Here is a 16,853-nt window from a genome sequence, read left to right on the forward strand (position 1 = left end):
GTGGGTTCCGTACCCTTCACACGGGTCAGGAACCCACAACACGATGGGTGAACCCACCGCGCGGGAACGCGCGCGGTCGTCCAACGTGGGCGCCGAATCGGGTACCCGGGCTCACCCACTGATTGGTCACAAGAGCCGGATACCCCTCGAATCGGGGGTTCTTCATCGGCACACCAGCAGAGAACCCCCAACTCACGCGGATATCCGCTCGTACGAGATCGGCCGCGCCGGTCGTCGTGCGGGCAGAAGTCGGAGGCTTGAACAGGTTGTGGTGGGTGTGGACAGGTTATTGCTTGTTCAAGGTCCCGGGCGGGTGTGCAGGGTCCCGGGCGGGTGTCCAAGGTCCCGAGCAGGTGTCCAACGTGCCGGGCAGTTGTGCGAGATCCCGGGCAGGTGTCCAAGGTCCCGAGCAGGTGTCCAACGTCCCGAGCAGTTGTGCGAGATCCCGGGCAGGTGTCCAACGTCCCGAGCAGGTGTCCAACGTGCCGGGCAGTTGTGCGAGGTCCCTGACGGGGGCGCACCATCCTGGGCGGGGGCGCACGGTCCCACGACGGAGTGCACGGGTCCCAGGACGGAGTGCACGGCGCCGGGGTGGAGTGCACGGGTCCCAGGACGGAGTGCACGGCGCCGGGGTGGAGTGCACGGGTCCCAGGACGGAGTGCACGGCGCCGGGGTGGAGTGCGCGGCGCCGGGGTGGGGCCGGATGGGGGTCCGCGGTGGGGGCTCAAGGGGACTTGGTTGCGGGGACGCGCGGTCGTGCAGGGTGGGCGCCGACGCGGTCACCCGGACCCACCCGCGGATCAGTCACACGAGCCGGGTACCCGGTTTGCGGACGATGTGGGCGGCCTGCGCCGCGTCCTTCTCACCGGGCAGCGCCGCGCGGGTCAGGGTCGCCACCTCGGCGAACCCGGCGCGCGCGAGCAGCCCGGCCACGTCCGCGACGTCGTACATGTAGACCTCCAGGTCGAGGTCGTGACCGTAGGCCTGTTTGAGCGGCCGGCTGCCGTCGCCGACCTTGAAGCCGTGGATCAGCACGCCACCGGGCCGGAGCACGCGGTACAGCTCCGCGAAGACCAGCGGGAGGTCCTCGCGCGGCGTGTGGACGAGCGAGTACCACGCCAGTGCTGCGGCGAGCTCGTCGTCCTTGAGATCCAGCCCGTACAGCGAACCGACCTCGAATCGCAGCTCCGGATACTCCTGGCGGGCCACCTCGATCATCCCCGGCGTCAGGTCGACGCCGAACACGTCGAGTCCCTGACCGGCCAGGTACGCCGTGATGCGACCGGTGCCGCAGCCGAGGTCGCCGACCGGTCCGTCGTCGATGAGGCGGGCGAAGTACTCCAGAGCACCCAGCTCGAAAGGATCCTGCCGGTGGTAGTCCTTCAGGACCTGGTGGTAGTCGGTGGCAGCGGCGTTGTAGGAACCCTGGATGTCGTTCACCCGAGCACCCTAGGCAGCCCCTCCGACAGTTTCTCGTAGTCGGCGAGCGCGTTGTACGCATGCGCCGACAGCCGGATGAAGTTGCGCTCCTCGTAGCCGGTGAAGGTGATCTCGGCCTTCAGTTCGCGCGAGATCCGCATCTTCAGCGTGTCGCCGCCGCTCAGGTCGACCCAGGACGGCAACTCGACCAGGCGCATCGTCGCCGACGGGTGCACCACCTCGGCGACACCGGTCCCGAGCGCCTTGGCGAGGAGGCTCGCCCCCTCCTCGACCAGCGCGGTCAGCTGTGGCCGCCGTACGGACCAGTCGAGCTCGGCGAGCACTCGCAGCGACTCCGGCGCGGCGATCCACGGTACGTAGTCGTACGTCCCCTGCATGTCGAACCGCTCCGGCAGCCGCTCGTCGTACTCAGACCACGAGACGATCAGCGGCATCGTTGCCGCACGCCACCGTTCGGCGACCACCAGACCGGCCGTCGCGCGCGGCGCCGCGGGCCACTTGTGGAAGTTGCCGGTCCAGAAGTCGGCGCCGCCGGCGGCCGGGGCGTCGATCAGCGCCGGCGCGTGCGCACCGTCGACGACGACCGGGACGTCCTGCGCGTGGGCAGCCCCGACCAGCGCCTCGATCGGGAACACCTTGGCCGTCCCGGAGGTGATCTGGTCGACGATCAGCACCGACGCGCCGTCCAGCTGCGGCTCGATCAGTCGGACCACGGTCTCGTCGTCGGCCTCGAGCGGGATCGGGATCTTCACGACCTCGGCGCCGCGGTCCTTCGCGAACCGCTCCGCGGCGTACCGGACGGCGCCGTACACGTGGTCGGTGAGCACGATCCGCGAGCCCGCCGGGATCGGCAGCGTCTGCAGCGCGACGGTCACGCCGGCGCTCGCGTTCGGCACCAGGGCGAACCCGTCCGGGTCGGTCTGCAGGAACTCCGCCAAGGCGAGCCGGCTCGCGGTCAGCCGGTCGGCGACCGTGCGGAACCAGACCATCGGGTTGGCGTCCATCTCGGTCCGCAGCGCTGCCATCACCTCCTGGGTCCGCCGCGGCACGGCGCCGTACGAACCGTGATTGAGGTGGAGGACGCCGGGGTCGAGGGTCCACAGGTCGGGGCGGGGGCTGAGTACCGTCACCACGCAAACGGTACATACTTCCTGACGTGTACCCCTACCTCGACCACGACGGCCCGATCGCAATGGCCCACCGAGGCGGCGCGAAGCACCCCGACAACATCGGCTACGAGAACTCGCTGCACGCGTTCCGGCACGCCGTCGACCTCGGCTACCGCTACCTGGAGACCGACCTGCACGCGACCAGCGACGGCGTCGTGATCGCGTTCCACGACCGGGTCCTGGACCGGGTGACGGACCGGACCGGCGTGATCGAGGAGCTGCCCTGGTCGGAGGTCAGCAAGGCGAAGATCAACGGCCACGAGCCGATCCCGCGCCTGGACGAGCTGCTCGAGCAGTTCCCGCAGATCCGGTTCAACCTGGACATCAAGGCTGAGAGTGGCCTGGAGCCGGCCGCGAAGGTACTGCGTTCTGCTGACGCGATCGACCGGGTCTGCGTGTCGTCGTTCTCGCAGTCGCGGGTCCGGCGGATCCGGAAGCTGCTCGGACCTCGGCTGTGCACGGGGTACGGCGACTGGGAGGCCGGACTGATCCGCTTCCTGCCGTTCGCGCTGCCGTCCCGCGGCGCGTGCCTGCAGATCCCGGAGCGGTACGGCCCGCTGCGCGTCCTCACCCCCGGGCTGATCCGGCGGGCGCACTCGCGCGGCAAGCAGGTGCACCTGTGGACGATCGACGACGCGCCGACGATGCACCGGCTGCTCGACGCCGGTGTGGACGGCATCATCACCGACCGCACCGACGTACTGCGGGACGTGCTGAAGGAACGGGGTCAGTGGGCCTGAGGTAGTGGCCGAAGTGTTGTCTTCGGGTCCGCCCGATCGTCCCCCGGACCTGACACACTTCCGCGCATGGGATACCTCTCCGCCCCGCCGGCGGTCGACAAGCGCGAGTACTGGGGGTTCAGCCTCTACGACTGGGCCAACTCGGGCTATGTCACCACCACAGGCACCGTGCTGTTCGCGCCGTACCTGACGTCGGTCGCGGAGACGGCCGCCTGCGGGTACGTCGGCAGCACCGACAACCCGTGTCACACGAACCTGAACGTGCTCGGGCTCGGCATCTCCCCCGGCTCGCTGGCCTTCTACGTCGTGACCGTAGCGACGCTGGTGTCGGCGCTGTTCCTGCCGGTGGTCGGCGCGATCGCGGACCGGATGACCCGCAAGAAGCTGCTGATGTGCGGATTCGCCTGGGCCGGCGCGCTCGCGGCCAGCAGCATGGTGTTCGTCGGCGGCGGCCGGTGGGCGCTCGGAGCGCTGCTGCTGTTCATCGGCAACCTGTGTCTCGGCTCGTCGCTCGTCGTCTACGACTCGATCCTGATCGACATCGCGCCGCCCGACCAGCGTGATGCGGTCTCGTCGCGGGCCTGGGCGTTCGGGTACGCCGGTGGCTTCCTGCTGCTCCTGGTCAACCTGGCAGTCGTGACGGCACATGATGCGCTCGGAATGAGCCAGGGCACCGCCGTCCGGCTCAGTTTGCTCAGCGCCGGGTTGTGGTGGGGGCTGTTCACGTTCGCTCCCTTCTTCAGGCTCCGCGACCGGCCGCCGGTGGCCGTTGTCCCGGTGCGCAGCGGCAGCCTGGTGCGGCAGAGCTTCGGGCAGCTCGCGGCGACGTTGCGGCACCTGCGGGCGTACAAGATGACCATGCTGTTCCTGATCGCCTACCTGTTCTTCAACGACGGGATCCAGACGGTCATCTCGGTGTCGTCGACGTACGGCGAGAAGCAGCTCGGGTTCGAGACCCAGGTGCTGATCGCCACCATCCTGCTGGTCCAGCTCGTCGCGTTCTTCGGTGCGATCGCCTTCGGCCGGTTCGCCCAGCGGTACGGCGCGCACAAGACGATCTCGGGGGGTTTGGTGATCTGGATCCTGATCGTGATCGCCGGGTTCATGCTGCCCGAACGGCAGATCGTGCCGTTCCTGACCATGGGTGTCGCGATCGGCATCGTGCTCGGCGGGACGCAGGCGTTGTCACGGTCGGCGTTCAGCCAGCTGATCCCGAAGGGCCGCGAGGCGGAGTACTTCTCGCTCTACCAGGCCGGCGAACGCGGCACGTCCTGGCTGGGCACACTCGTGTTCGGCCTGGTCCACCAGCTCACCGGGTCCTATCGCCCTGCGATCGTGGCCCTCGGCGCCTTCTTCGTCATCGGACTGGCCCTGCTGACCCGGGTCGACATGCGCCGCGGCATCACCGAAGCCGGCAATCCCCAACCGAGCGTGGTCTGACGCCTACCCGGGTACGACGGACGCCACGAAGGCACGGACCTCGTCGGAGGTCGGACGGGTGCCGGTGCGGTCCGCGAAGAGCAGATGGGTCGAGCCGATCAGCGTGAGGCCGAGAACATCGGTATCGGCGTCACCCGGAATGCGGCCGTAGGTCTGCTCCGCGACCAAGTAGTCGCGGATCGCCTGACCGGCCTCGGTCAGGATCGGTACGCCGGTCGGGACGGCGGCGCGCAACCGCGCCCGCAGGCCGTCGCGGGAGATCGTCAGGCTGATGATTGCCACCGCGACCGAGCCGAACAGGTCGGTCAGCATCGTGGTCAGGTTGTCCACGACGCTCCCCTGTCCCGTCGCCTTCAGCAGTGTCTCGGCCTGGGCATGGACGCGCCCGATCCGGTCGAGCACGAGGTCGGCGAGGAAGCCGTCGAAGTCCGTGAAATGCTTGTGGAGCACGCCTTTCGCGCAGCCGGCCTCGGTGGTGACCGCGCGGCTCGTCAGCGCCTCGGGACCGTCGCGCAGCAGGACCCGCTCGGCCGCGTCGAACAGCTGCTCGCGCGCAGCCCGCAGCGCCACGCCGGTCGGCATTGCTGTCTCCTTGACTCGAGTGGGCACTTGCCCACTATGGTGGGCGTATGCCCACTCTACCGCCGGATCCGCATCGCCAACGCACCATGGCCGAGTCCTTCGGCGCCGATGCCGCGCTGTACGACCGGGCCCGGCCGCGCTACCCCGACGCACTGATCGGGGCCGTGGTCGCTGCTGCACCGGGACCCGAGGTGCTCGACGTCGGGTGCGGCACGGGGATCAGTTCACGCCAGTTCCAGGCGGCCGGATGCCAGGTGCTGGGTGTCGACGTCGACGAGCGGATGGCGGCGTACGCGCGGTCCACCGGCGTCGAGGTCGAGGTGTCGCAGTTCGAGTCGTGGGACGCCGGCGGGCGCAGGTTCGACGCGCTCGTCGCGGGGATGACGTGGCACTGGGTCGACCCGGTACTCGGGGCCGCGAAGGCGGCCGCCGTTCTTCGACCGGGCGGCACGTTCGCGGTCTTCTGGTACGTGCTGCAGCCACCGGCCGAACTCGACGCCGCGTTCACCGAGGTCTACCGGGATGTGCTGCCGCGCGGCCCGTTGAGCGCACAGTCCGCCACCCCGCAGACGGCGTACCAGCAGATCATCGACCGGGCCGCCGAGGGACTCGGCCAGACCCGAGTGTTCACCGGGCTGGAGCGGCCGACCTTCGCGTGGAGCCGCGACTACACGCGCACCGAGTGGCTCGACCAGGTCCGGACCAGCGGCCTCGCGAAACCACTGGCCGACGCGGGCAAGCTCGAACTGGTGCTCGACCGGACCGGTGCCGCGATCGACGCCGTCGGTGGCGCCTTCACCCTCGATTCCTACGCTGTCGCGCTGCTGGCGACCCGGGCCTGACACCGTCCGCGCGGGCGGTGCAGCGTCAGTGCAGCATCAGTGCAGCCGTCAGTGCAGGGCGGTCGGCGCCGCTCAGCGGGACGGTGTCGAGCTCGGGTTCGGCCGGAAGCCGCCGAACGAACCCTGGCGGACCGTTTCGGCGGTGATCGTGCCGCCGGAATCCTGACCGCTCACCACCACCTGCTCACCGGCCTTGAGATCCGCCGCAGTGCCCTTGGCGGTGATCTCGTACGCCGTCTCGCCGGTGAGCTTGACCGTGACGTTGCCCGACTGCGTCTTCACGACCAGCTCGGAGCCGTTCGCCGACACCACCGTGCCGACCGTCCCACGGCCGGTCTGGCCGCCCAGGCCCTGGCGGTTCGGGTCGTTCGCGCCACCGCGGAAACCGCCGTACCCGCCGAAGCCGCGGGCACCGGCCTGCGGCTGGTTCGGCGTATCGCTCGAGGCGAACGCGGCATGCAATCCGGCGCCGCCGGCCAGGCCGAGCGCGAGCACGACGACACCGGTCAGGATCGCAGTTGCCAGTGGCAGATTCAGGGTCCTCTTCGGCTTCAGCGCCGCGTCGACCTCCTCGTCGGACCCGATCTGGGCGAACTCGTCGGGCGTCTGGTGACTCATCTCGAAGGCCTCTCACTCATGGCGTAGTGCATCGATGGGACGCAGCCCGGCCGCGCGGTGCGCGGGCATGCTGCCGAAGAACAGACCGACCGCCGCGGACACGCCGAACGCGAGCCCGATCGACGACGGCACCAGCACCGGTTGCACACCGGCCAGCTGGAAACGGGTGAGGATCAGCGCGGCGCCGACGCCGACCGCGCCACCGATCAGGCTGAGCAGCGTCGCTTCGATCAGGAACTGGCCGAGGACGGTCCGGCGGCGCGCTCCGAGCGCCTTGCGGATGCCGATCTCGCGGGTCCGCTCGGTGACCGTGACCAGCATGATGTTCGTGACGCCGATGCCGCCGACAACCAAGCTGATCGCGGCCACCGCCGCGAGCAACGCGGTGAAGGTCGCCGCCGTGTCCTGGCTGGTCTGCAAGATCTGCGCGGAGTTCGTGATCCGGAACGGTGACGTCTGATCGGCCGGCACCTGATGCCTGGCCGCGAGTAGTTGGGTGACCTCGGCCTGGGCGATGTCGACGCGGTCCTGGCTCGCCGCTTGGACGACGATCTGGTTGAGAGCGCCGTACCCGGCCTGGGTGGCGCGGAGCGTGCTGATCGGAACGATGACGGTCGCGTTCGGGTCGTTGAAGCCGGCGCTGTCCTTGCTCGCGAGGACGCCCAGCACGGTGAAGTCGGCGGCACCGAGCTTGATCGTCTGCCCGACCGCGGCCGCGGGCCGGGTGAACAGTTCGGACGCGGCCGTCTGCCCGAGCAGTACGACGCGGCGCGCGGCGTCCACGTCTGCCTGGGTGAACGAGCTGCCGAGCTGCACCGGCGTGTTGGTCGCCGGGAGGTACTCCGGCGTCGTACCGATCACCTGGTTCAGGGTGTAGCTGGTGTCGCCGTTGGTCGCCGTACCTGAGCTCGTCATGACTGGAGCGACCGAGGAGACATCCGGAGCGAGGAACTTGTCGGCGAGCGCGGCCGCATCCTCGAGCGTCAGGCTGTACTGCTGGTTCGCCGGGCCGGCCTGACCGCGGACGAAGCCGCCGCCACCGCCGGTGGTGGAGACCGTGAGGAGATTCGTCCCCATCGCCTCCAGCCGGTCCTGCACCACCTTGCCCGAGCCGTTGCCGACCGCAACCAGCACGATGACCGCACCGACACCGATCGCAACGCCGAGCACGGTCAGCAGCGATCTCAGCTTGTTCGCGCTCAGACCGCGCAGGGCAGCGCCCATCAGGTCGCGGGGTGACATCAGCGCGTCACCTCGTCGGCGACGATCCGGCCGTCGGCGACCTGGACCAACCGGCGCGCACGGGTCGCGACCTCGTGCTCGTGCGTGATCACGACGATCGTGCGGCCACCGAGGTGCAGGTCGTCGAACATCCGCAGTACCTCCTCGGTGGACTCGGCGTCCAGATTGCCGGTCGGTTCGTCGGCGAGCAGGATCCGCGGGCCGGTGGCCAGGGCTCGGGCGATCGCGACGCGCTGCTGCTGACCGCCGGACAGCTGGTTCGGGCGATGGCCGGTACGGTCGGCGAGGCCGACCAGCTCGAGCGCCCTGGTGGCTCGCTGCCTTCGTTCGGGCCTTCTGAGCCGCGCGTAGGTCAGCGGCAGCTCGACGTTGGCGAGCGCGGTCGTCCGCGGGATCAGGTTGAACGACTGGAAGACGAACCCGATCTTGCGGCCGCGAACGAGCGCCTGCTGATCCTCGGACAGCCGCGCCACGTCCTTGCCGTCGAGCAGGTACTCACCCCGAGTCGGTACGTCGAGGCAGCCGAGAATGTTCATCAACGTCGACTTGCCGGATCCGGACGAGCCCATCACCGCGACGTACTCCCCCGCGTCGACGCGCAACGACACGCCGCGCAGCGCATGGACCGTGGTCTCGCCCTGGCCGTACGTCTTCGTCACACCGCGGAGCTCGATCAGAGGCTCACCGGCCACGGAAACCTCCGGTGCCCGTACCTGCGCCTCCGAACCCACCGGGAAGCTGGCCGTTGCCGGGCAACTGGCGTCGGCCCTCGCCGCTCTGGTTCACGGCGGCGCCGAGGGGCCCCTGCAGCAGCTCGACCTGGTCGCCCTCGTTCAAGCCGGAGGTGATTTGGGTGTAGCTGTCGCCGCGGACGCCGACCTTCACCTCGCGCGTTCCGCTGCCGTCGGTCATCGTCACCGTGTACGTCGTCCCGCTGGTCGCGATCGCCGTACTGGGCAGGTACAGGGCGTCGGCGGCCTTCGCGGTCTGGACCGTGACGTTCGCGGTCTGCCCCATCCGCGCGTTGGCCGGAAGCTTCGCGAGGCTGAACGTGGCCGAGTACGACACGACACCGTTGGTGGTGGTCGGCGTCGGCGACACGGACGCCAGCGTGGCGGTCAGCGTCGTACCGGGCTCCGCGTTCAGCGTGACCGTCGCGCTCTGGCCGGGCTTGATCTTGATCGCGTCGGCCTCGGGGAACGCGGCCACCACCTGCAGCGTCTTCAGGTCGGCGATGTCGGCGAAGCCGGACGAGCCGGCCGTCGTCGAGGCTGAACCTTGACCTGACGTAGAGCCCTGACCGCTGGTGGTCGACGGCGAGCCCGTACCGCCCCCGGCGACGGATCCGACGGCGCCGTTGACCGCGGTGATCGTGCCGGCGATCGGCGCCTTCAGCGTGGTCGCATCGACGGCAGCCTGGGCCGCCTCGACGTTCTGGTCGGCCTGTTCCTTGTCGGCCTTGGCCTTGGCCAAGCTCGCCTCGGCGTTGCTGACCGCGACCTGCGGACTCTGCCCCTGGCCTTGACCTTGAGACTGCTGAGTCTGCCTTCCGTCTGCACTCGGGGTGGTGGTCGGTGTCGCCGAGGACTCCTCGAGGGCCTCCTGGGCGTCGCTCAATGTCTCCTCGGCCGCGGTGACCGAGTTCGCGGCGGCGATCTGGTTCTGCTGGGCGATCCGCAGCTGGCGCTCCGCCGCGGCCGGGTCGATCTTCGCGATCGGCGTACCTTTGGCGACCACTTGGCCGACCTTCACCAGCACCTGCGTGACCGTGCCCGAGGTCTCGAACTGCGGCGACGCGGTCTGTGAGCTCTGCAGCGTGCCGCTCGAACTCACGCCGGCGGTGACCTCACCCCGCTGCACGGTCGCGGTCGGCCGGGTTGCACTGGCCGCCGGCGGATCCTTCTTGAAGAACAGGAAGTAGGCGGTGACGGCGATGGCGAGCACGACGGCCACCAGGCCCACGTTCACCAGGTTGAGGCCACGGAGCTTGTGGCGGGGTAGCACCATGGACGGTGAGGCTAGGGTTGATTGCTGAGGAGGAGATCCCGGATTCCTGGCAACTGGCTGTGAACGTTGCTGTGAGTCAGGGCACCCTGCGGAGAGCGAACCAGGAACCGGCCCGGTGCGTCGTACGCCGTACGGCTCGCGACACGCCGTGCTGTGTGAACAGCTGATGACGCCAGGTCACGACGGTGCTGTCAGGTGCGTACATATGGCTCGGACATGCCAAAATGGGAATGATCCGGGCCGGCCGACCGTTGGCACGGATGACGATCTCGGAGGTTTGACATGTCTAATCGCGTACTGCGTGGTTCGGGGCTGGGTGGGGTCAGCTTCGAGGATGACCGCGGTGTCGAGTTCGCGCCACGCCAGATGATCACGTACGACTGCCCGCGCGGTCACGTGGTCGAGGTGACGATGGCGCACGACGCCGAGGTGCCCGCGGTGTGGGAGTGCCCGCATTGCGGCAGCGAGGCCGCCCGGTCCACCGGTGAGAAGCCCGAGCCGAAGCAGGAGAAGCCCGCGCGTACGCACTGGGACATGCTGCGTGAGCGCCGGAGCATCTCCGAGCTGGAGGAGCTGCTTGCCGAGCGGGTCGAACTGCTCCGCAAGGGCGAGATCGGGCCGGCGCACCTGCACCGGACCAAGCGCACCGCCTGAGCCACACCCGGTTCACCGGAACCCTCATCGCAACGGCGCGGTGAGGGTTTCTTCTTGTCGTCATTTGCCTAAAGGCTTTAGGTATGCACATAATGAGTTATGGCACGAGTGGGGTTGACCGGTGAGCGCCTGGCGTACGCCGGAGCGGAGCTCGCGGACGAGGTCGGGTTCGACCAGGTGACCGTGTCGGCGCTGGCGCGCCGGTTCGGCGTCCAGGTCGCGAGCCTGTATTCGCACGTCCGCAACTCCGACGACCTGAAGCTCCGCATCGCGACCGTCGCGCTGTCCGAGCTCGCCGACCGCGCTGCGTCCGCGGTGGCCGGTCGCGCGGGCCGGGACGCCGTCGTGGCACTCGCCGACGTCTACCGCACCTACGCCAAGCAACACCCCGGCCGCTACACCGCATCGCGCCACACGGCGTCGAGCGCCGCGTTGCAAGCGGAGTACGTGGCCGCCGGCAAGCGCAATTCCGAGCTCATGCGTGCGGTGCTGCGCGGCTACGACCTGGGCGAGCCCGCCGAGACCGACGCCGTACGTCTGCTCGGCAGTCTGATCCACGGCTACGTGGCGCTCGAGCTCGCCGGCTCTTTCGACCACAGCTCTCCGTCCAGCGACGACACGTGGCCCCGCCTCCTCGGCGCCGTCGATTCCCTTCTGCGCACCTGGCCCGAAAGGCACCCCTCATGACCACCATCAGTACCCCGATCACCACCGACATCGTGCGCGGCGCGTTCGATCTCGAGCAGACCGGCCGCGGCACCCTGCCGCACCGCCTGCCCGCTTGGGCGCGAACGCAGTACGACGACGGTCAGATGTCCATGGTCGACACCCAGCCCTCCGGTGTGCGGCTCGTGTTCCGCACCGACGCAACCGTCGTCGAGCTCGAGACCGTGCCTACCAAGCGCGACTACATCGGCGCTCCACCGCGCCCCGACGGCGTGTACGACGTGGTTGTCGACGGCAACCTGTTCGCCCAGCGGACCGCGCAGGGCGGCGACGTGATCACGATCGACCTGGCCACCGGCGCTACCGAGACCACAGCCGGGCATCCCGAGACGCTGCGAGTCGACGGGTTGCCCGCCGGCCCGAAGGTCGTCGAGATCTGGTTGCCGCACGACGAAACCACCGAGCTCGTTGCCCTGCGCACCAATTCCTCGGTGGAGGCGGTGCCGATCGACCGTCCGGTCTGGCTGCACCACGGCAGTTCGATCAGCCACGGGTCGAACGCGACCCATCCGACCGGGACCTGGCCGGCACTCGTCGCCGCGGCGAACGACGTCGAGCTGATCAACTTCGGCTTCGGCGGCAGCGCGTATCTCCAGCCGTTCTTCGCCCGGACGATCCGCGACACACCCGCCGACCTGATCAGCGTCAAGCTCGGCATCAACATCGTGAACTCCGACAGCCTGCGGCTGCGCTCGTTCACGCCGGCCGTCCACGGGTTCCTAGACACCATTCGCGACGGACACCCCGACACGCCGCTGCTGGTCGTCTCCCCGATCCTCTGCCCGATCCACGAGGACACGCCCGGACCGACCGGATGGGACCTGTCGGCGCTGGCGGCCGGCGAGCTCCGTTTCGCCGCGACCGGCAACCCGGACGAGGTTGCCGCGGGCAAGCTCACGTTGTCGGTGATCCGTACCGAGCTGGCCCGGATCGTCACCCAGCGAGCGCTCACCGACCCCAACCTCCATTACCTGGACGGCCGGGAGCTGTACGGCGAAGCCGACAACCTGAACGCCCCGCTGCTCGACGACCTGCACCCGGACGCAGCCACCCACGAGCTGATGGCGAGCCGCTTCACCGACCACGCCTTCGGCCCGAAAGGCCCGTTCAGCCCGCCGGAGAGCTGAGCTCTCCGGCAGCGACCGGACTGCCGTTGCTGGTGGTTCGGCCGGCCGCGGTGGCCAGGTCGGGTTGGAGGCGACGGAGAGCCTCGAGGTGGCTGTGGGTCCAGAGGATCCGGATCGCGGTCGGTGTCGCGTTGCCGTGACGGTCGTTCAGGTCACGGCGTACGACCTCGACGAGGCGGTTCTTGGTGGCGTGGTCGGCGTCCAACGGTTCGGGGACCGGGCCGATGCCGTCCAGGCTGGTGGCGAGGGTCGTGTACCACCCGCGGAGCCGGTCGGCCGCAGTCATCAGCGCGGCCTGGGCGGCGGCGCGCTCGTCGGTCGGTGGGCGTCCGTCGGCGTACCGTTCCCAGAGCTCGAGTACGGCGTCGGCGGCCAGCCGGATCGCCACCACGCCGGTGACGAGCGAGGTCATGTCGCTGAGCGGTACGGGCTTCGCGCCGCGCTCGGTGAGGTACGTGCGGAACGTGTCGTCCAGGCGCGGCGCCGCGGCCGCTGCCCGGCGTCCGTCCTGTGGTGCGGCCGGTCCAGGTCCGCAGCATGCCACGGCGTACCCGACAGCGTTGACGAGATACTGCGCGCTGTCGACGTACGCCTCGGCGAGCGCCTTGCCGAGGGCGGTGGTCGCGCCGCGCGGCCAGAACAGCAGACCGACAACCAGGCTGACCGCGCAGCCGAGCGCGATGTCTTCGATCCGGACCACGATCAACGACAAGCCCGTCGACAGACTGGTCGGCCGGTACGGCGTCGCAGTGAACGTCCGCCGCAGCTCGTCGATCATCACCGCGGTCCGGCCGCTACGCGCCGCCCCGACCTCGATCGGGTCCGCGGCCTCCGAACGCAACTGCGCCGCCGCAGTCCGGCAGACACGCGCCGCCGGTGCGGCAAGCGGATCCTTCCACGGACTCGGCCAGAGCCACCAGACGGCAAGTACCGCGGCCACACCGGCGATCGCGATACCGGCGAGACGATCCGGCAGCGCGGACAGTGGGGTGGGCGTCGCGACCGAGAGGATGAACGCGAGCAGCAACGACGTACCGGCGCCGGCGAGCACCGAGCTGACGACGCCCGAGAACAAGACCACAAACGCGACCACAGCCGTCGCGACGATCGCGCTCCACAGAGCCTGGCCGGCGACCGTACCGAGTGCAACCAGCACGAGCGACGCCAGCGCGAGCTGCGCCTGCGCGCGCAGCCGCTGCACCCGAGGCCCCTGGAAGTCGACCAGCAACAACATCGCGAACGACCCGAACGCCGCGAACGTCGCAATCGTCGGCGCATCCAGCACGCCCGCGCAGAACGCGAACAGCAACGGCATCACCACCGCCGTCCGACCCGCCCGCCGCGTAGCCGCCAACCCCGGGTCCCGCGCTCGCAACCACCGCAGTACCCAGTGCGGCACTCCACTCACCAACTGCCCCACCGGCCGACCCAGCAACCGTCGCCCAACCACCTTCGCGTTCACCCCCTCCGCCAACCCGACCCCAGCAGTCTCCTCCCCCTCCCAACCCACCGCGACCACAACCCGACCCCGCCACCCGCCGAGCCACCCCCATCGCACCGCTTCCGCCGCGCCACCACGTGGCGCCGCCTCGACGCGCCGCACCCGCGGACGGGTCACGCCACGATGCGCCAGAACCCCTGGCCGCTGGGAAACTTTTCGTCACGTGGTGCACATTTGTTTCCCAGCCGGCCGCGGGCTCGTCCGACCGGCGAGGTGAGGTGGTGGGGTGCCAACGCAAAGGGAGGCGCGCCCGGCGCAGGGCCGCGGCGCAGGGCAAGCGCCGCCGGGGCGGGTGGGCGCGAGGTGGGTGGGGTTACTTGTCGGGGTCTATTACTTCGCCTTGGATGACGTCGCCGGAGGGTGGGCGCCTGTTGCCGGCGCCGGGGTCGGCGCCGGGGTTCGGGATGAAGGGGGTGAAGGCGGGTGGGGTGAGGGTGGTGGCGCGGCGGCTGACGAAGCGGGTGACGAGGCGGCGGGCCAGTGGGCGGGTGAACGGGAGGATGAAGAAGAAGCCGAACACGTCGCTCACGAAGCCGGGGGTGAGCAGGAGGGTGCCGCCGATCAGGACCAAGGCGCCGTCGGTCAGTTCGCGGCCCGGAAGCTTGCCGGTCTGGAGCGAGTTCTGCAGGGCGTTCCAGGCGCGGCGGCCTTCGCGCTTGACCAGCCAGGCGCCGAGCGCGCTCTCCGCGACCAGCAGGGCGACCGTCGGCCAGCCGCCGATCACCTGGCCGACCTGGATGATCACGTAGATCTCCACGATCGGCACGACGAGCAGTGCCAGCCCGATCAACCAACCCATGTCCCGCCCCTTCCAGCGATTCGTTCCAGTGTTACAGGCCGCCGAAGTTCCAGGCCGCCGAAAGTTCCAGGCTCCCGAAAGTTCCGGGCCGCCGAAAGGGATCAGGCCGGGACCTTCTCCCGCGGCTGCTCCGAACCGGCCGCGGGCGGCGGGGGCACGGCGGCCTTGCCGCGGCGGCGCTCGACCAGCGCCAGCACGAGGCCGAGCAGACCGAGCCCGGTGAGGATCCACTGCGGCCAGCCGCCGAGGATGGTGGCGAGCGTGCGGCCGTCGCGCAGCGGGACGTCGGCCACGTACACGTCCCGGACGAACTGGCCGGTCTTGTGTTCGACCGAACCGTCCGGGCGGATCACCCCGGAGATGCCGCTCGTCGACGCGATCAGGACGGTCCGGCCGGTTTCGATCGCGCGCATCCGGGTGATCGCGAACTGCTGCTCGGGCTGACCCGTGCCGCCGTACGTCGCGTTGTTGGTCTGGACGACGAGCACTTGGGCGCCGCCGTTGACCACGTCCTGGATGACGTTGTCGTAGGCGAGCTCGAAGCAGATCACGTCGCCGTACGTGACGCCGCGGATCGGCATCACGCCGGGACCGACGCCGGGTACGGTCTGCGCGCCGACCATCTCGAGCCGCTTGATGTACGGCAGCAACTGGTCGCGGAACGGGATGTACTCACCGAACGGCACCGGGTGCCGCTTCGCGTATCGCTGACCGGGGCCCGTCGACGGGTCCCACACGATGCCCGTGGTCTGCCGCTCGTTGACGCCCGGCCCCTGGGTGACGGCGCCGACCAGGATCGGTACGCCGACCGCCTTCACCGCCTCCTCGATGTCGGCGCGGGTCTCGGCGTCCTTGTACGGGTCGATGTCGGTCGAGTTCTCCGGCCAGATCACCACGTCCGGCTTCGCCTCGGTGCCGGCCTCCACCTGCTTCTGCAGATCGAGTGTCGCCTGCAGGTGGTTACGCGTCACGGTGCGCGCGCGACCCAGGAACTCCAGTCCCTTGCCGGGCACGTTGCCCTGCACGATCGCGGCGCGGATCTGCTTCCCGTCGCCCGCGGTGGACAGCTGGATGAGCATCGGCCCGAACACCAGCGCCAGCCCGGCCACGACCGCGACGGCGCGCATCCGCAGTACGGTTCCCCGGCGGAGTACGGCGTACACGCAGACGCCGATGAACGCGACGACGAAGCTCAGCCCCGCGATCCCGATGTACGCCGCCAGGCTGCCGAGCGCGACGTCGGCGAAGGCCCACGCGAGCTTGCCCCACGGGAATCCGCCGAACGGCACCGACGCGGTCGCGAACTCGGTCGCGACCCACAGCGCCGGGATCCACACCGGCCACAACCGCAGCTTCAGCACCTGGGTCGCGAACACCCCGAAGACGGCATAGAACAGTCCCTCGAGAATCGCGAGCGCGATCGCGGCGTCACCGCCGATGACACTCAGCCAGGGCACCAGGACGGAGTAGTACGCGATCCCGAAGCCGGCGCCGATCAGGAAGCCGGCCTTCATCGAGCTGCCGTTCAACGCGGCCAGGAAGAGCGGGACGGCGACGATCGTCAGCCACGGATGGTCGTGCGGCTCGAACGCGAACCCGAGCAGTGCCCCGGCCACCACCGCCACCGCCACGCGCGGCAGCAGCCGCCCCAGTGCCTTCACCCGGTCCACGCGGTCAACCCCTTGTCCTCACCTCACCGGCGGACGCCGGTCGCCCGACCGTACAACGTCCCGGACAGGCAAATGTATCCGCTCGCGGTCGCAGACCCGTCCGCACCACCGATCCATGCCGCTCCCACCGTCCGGGCGCTGCGCGAACCCTCCATTCGGCAGGGCAACCCCTCAAGTGGAGGGTTGCCCATCGAAAATTTCAGGGGGCAACCCCAATGCCGCTCAGTTAGGGCTGGGGTGTGGTTGTCAACCGTCGTGGATGTGGATGGTGTGGGTGATCTTGTAGTTGTTGCGGT

The 16,853-nt window shown here is 69.6% G+C and carries 16 protein-coding genes; 6 read left to right on the forward strand and 10 right to left on the reverse strand.

All coding sequences use genetic code 11. From position 1 onward, the window contains the following. Positions 1-804 precede the first annotated feature (804 nt). A complete protein-coding gene (locus tag AB0B82_RS34025; protein ID WP_360178231.1) occupies positions 805-1,440 on the reverse strand; it encodes a methyltransferase domain-containing protein in 636 nt (211 codons plus the stop codon). Next, the gene (locus tag AB0B82_RS34030; protein WP_360178234.1) at positions 1,437-2,570 is read right to left on the reverse strand and encodes an aminotransferase class V-fold PLP-dependent enzyme; all 1,134 of its coding nucleotides are present in this window, start codon (positions 2,568-2,570) and stop codon (positions 1,437-1,439) included. Before AB0B82_RS34030 ends, AB0B82_RS34025 begins: the two co-directional genes overlap by 4 nt. A 26-nt stretch (positions 2,571-2,596) precedes the next feature. Here AB0B82_RS34030 and AB0B82_RS34035 point away from each other — a divergent pair, with 26 nt between their 5' ends. Further along, positions 2,597-3,349, forward strand: a complete 753-nt coding sequence (locus AB0B82_RS34035; protein ID WP_360178237.1) for a glycerophosphodiester phosphodiesterase — start codon at positions 2,597-2,599, stop codon at positions 3,347-3,349. A gap of 66 nt (positions 3,350-3,415) precedes the next feature. Next, positions 3,416-4,789, forward strand: coding sequence for an MFS transporter (locus AB0B82_RS34040; protein WP_360178240.1), 1,374 nt, complete (start codon positions 3,416-3,418; stop codon positions 4,787-4,789). Positions 4,790-4,792: 3 nt separating this feature from the next. Here the strand turns inward: AB0B82_RS34040 and AB0B82_RS34045 are convergent, their stop codons facing one another. Continuing rightward, a complete protein-coding gene (locus AB0B82_RS34045; protein ID WP_360178243.1) occupies positions 4,793-5,371 on the reverse strand; it encodes a TetR/AcrR family transcriptional regulator in 579 nt (192 codons plus the stop codon). Positions 5,372-5,418: 47 nt separating this feature from the next. Between AB0B82_RS34045 and AB0B82_RS34050 the strand changes: the two genes are divergently transcribed. Further along, positions 5,419-6,213, forward strand: a complete 795-nt coding sequence (locus AB0B82_RS34050) for a class I SAM-dependent methyltransferase (protein ID WP_360178246.1) — start codon at positions 5,419-5,421, stop codon at positions 6,211-6,213. Positions 6,214-6,285: 72 nt separating this feature from the next. Here AB0B82_RS34050 and AB0B82_RS34055 read toward each other — a convergent pair whose 3' ends face one another. From AB0B82_RS34055 to AB0B82_RS34070, 4 genes are read right to left on the reverse strand one after another with little or no spacing between them, the layout of a single operon-like run. Further along, positions 6,286-6,831: a hypothetical protein gene (locus tag AB0B82_RS34055; RefSeq protein WP_360178248.1), complete on the reverse strand. Its 546-nt coding sequence runs from the start codon at positions 6,829-6,831 to the stop codon at positions 6,286-6,288. Positions 6,832-6,843: 12 nt separating this feature from the next. Continuing rightward, a complete protein-coding gene (locus AB0B82_RS34060) occupies positions 6,844-8,073 on the reverse strand; it encodes an ABC transporter permease (RefSeq protein WP_360178251.1) in 1,230 nt (409 codons plus the stop codon). After that, entirely contained in the window at positions 8,073-8,765 is a 693-nt protein-coding gene (locus AB0B82_RS34065) for an ABC transporter ATP-binding protein (RefSeq protein WP_360178254.1), read from the reverse strand. The genes AB0B82_RS34060 and AB0B82_RS34065 overlap by 1 nt, the downstream gene beginning before the upstream one ends. Then, on the reverse strand, positions 8,755-10,080 hold the full coding sequence (locus AB0B82_RS34070) for an HlyD family efflux transporter periplasmic adaptor subunit (RefSeq protein ID WP_360178256.1): 1,326 nt from the start codon (positions 10,078-10,080) through the stop codon (positions 8,755-8,757). The genes AB0B82_RS34065 and AB0B82_RS34070 overlap by 11 nt, the downstream gene beginning before the upstream one ends. A gap of 282 nt (positions 10,081-10,362) precedes the next feature. On the opposite strand from AB0B82_RS34070, the gene AB0B82_RS34075 reads away from it, so the two are divergent. The 3 genes from AB0B82_RS34075 to AB0B82_RS34085 all read left to right on the forward strand — a co-directional run bounded on the left by AB0B82_RS34075 (position 10,363) and on the right by AB0B82_RS34085 (position 12,587). Next, the gene (locus tag AB0B82_RS34075) at positions 10,363-10,734 is read left to right on the forward strand and encodes an RNA polymerase-binding protein RbpA (RefSeq protein ID WP_130448290.1); all 372 of its coding nucleotides are present in this window, start codon (positions 10,363-10,365) and stop codon (positions 10,732-10,734) included. 99 nt (positions 10,735-10,833) lie between these two features. Next, positions 10,834-11,421, forward strand: a complete 588-nt coding sequence (locus tag AB0B82_RS34080) for a WHG domain-containing protein (protein WP_360178259.1) — start codon at positions 10,834-10,836, stop codon at positions 11,419-11,421. After that, positions 11,418-12,587: a GDSL-type esterase/lipase family protein gene (locus tag AB0B82_RS34085; protein ID WP_360178262.1), complete on the forward strand. Its 1,170-nt coding sequence runs from the start codon at positions 11,418-11,420 to the stop codon at positions 12,585-12,587. The genes AB0B82_RS34080 and AB0B82_RS34085 overlap by 4 nt, the downstream gene beginning before the upstream one ends. Here the strand turns inward: AB0B82_RS34085 and AB0B82_RS34090 are convergent. The 3 genes from AB0B82_RS34090 to lnt all read right to left on the reverse strand — a co-directional run bounded on the left by AB0B82_RS34090 (position 12,568) and on the right by lnt (position 16,557). Further along, positions 12,568-13,902, reverse strand: a complete 1,335-nt coding sequence (locus AB0B82_RS34090) for a hypothetical protein (RefSeq protein WP_360178265.1) — start codon at positions 13,900-13,902, stop codon at positions 12,568-12,570. The genes AB0B82_RS34085 and AB0B82_RS34090 overlap by 20 nt on opposite strands. Before the next feature lie 499 nt (positions 13,903-14,401). After that, positions 14,402-14,887, reverse strand: coding sequence for an FxsA family protein (locus AB0B82_RS34095; RefSeq protein WP_360178268.1), 486 nt, complete (start codon positions 14,885-14,887; stop codon positions 14,402-14,404). Between the two features lie 101 nt (positions 14,888-14,988). Beyond that, on the reverse strand, positions 14,989-16,557 hold the full coding sequence (gene lnt, locus AB0B82_RS34100) for an apolipoprotein N-acyltransferase (RefSeq protein WP_360178270.1): 1,569 nt from the start codon (positions 16,555-16,557) through the stop codon (positions 14,989-14,991). Between the last annotated feature and the right edge of the window lie 296 nt (positions 16,558-16,853).

The sequence above is a fragment of the Kribbella sp. NPDC048915 genome (assembly GCF_040649595.1).
Lineage (GTDB): Bacteria > Actinomycetota > Actinomycetes > Propionibacteriales > Kribbellaceae > Kribbella.

What these genes read in the sequence shown, in the direction of transcription:
- AB0B82_RS34050 (WP_360178246.1), top strand. Translation starts at nt 5,419, where the DNA reads ATGCCCACTCTACCGCCGGATCCGCATCGCCAACGCACCATGGCCGAG.
- AB0B82_RS34060 (WP_360178251.1), bottom strand. Translation starts at nt 8,073, where the DNA reads ATGTCACCCCGCGACCTGATGGGCGCTGCCCTGCGCGGTCTGAGCGCG.
- AB0B82_RS34045 (WP_360178243.1), bottom strand. Translation starts at nt 5,371, where the DNA reads ATGCCGACCGGCGTGGCGCTGCGGGCTGCGCGCGAGCAGCTGTTCGAC.
- AB0B82_RS34095 (WP_360178268.1), bottom strand. Translation starts at nt 14,887, where the DNA reads ATGGGTTGGTTGATCGGGCTGGCACTGCTCGTCGTGCCGATCGTGGAG.
- AB0B82_RS34090 (WP_360178265.1), bottom strand. Translation starts at nt 13,902, where the DNA reads ATGCCGTTGCTGTTCGCGTTCTGCGCGGGCGTGCTGGATGCGCCGACG.
- AB0B82_RS34085 (WP_360178262.1), top strand. Translation starts at nt 11,418, where the DNA reads ATGACCACCATCAGTACCCCGATCACCACCGACATCGTGCGCGGCGCG.
- AB0B82_RS34080 (WP_360178259.1), top strand. Translation starts at nt 10,834, where the DNA reads ATGGCACGAGTGGGGTTGACCGGTGAGCGCCTGGCGTACGCCGGAGCG.
- AB0B82_RS34070 (WP_360178256.1), bottom strand. Translation starts at nt 10,080, where the DNA reads ATGGTGCTACCCCGCCACAAGCTCCGTGGCCTCAACCTGGTGAACGTG.
- AB0B82_RS34055 (WP_360178248.1), bottom strand. Translation starts at nt 6,831, where the DNA reads ATGAGTCACCAGACGCCCGACGAGTTCGCCCAGATCGGGTCCGACGAG.
- AB0B82_RS34075 (WP_130448290.1), top strand. Translation starts at nt 10,363, where the DNA reads ATGTCTAATCGCGTACTGCGTGGTTCGGGGCTGGGTGGGGTCAGCTTC.
- AB0B82_RS34040 (WP_360178240.1), top strand. Translation starts at nt 3,416, where the DNA reads ATGGGATACCTCTCCGCCCCGCCGGCGGTCGACAAGCGCGAGTACTGG.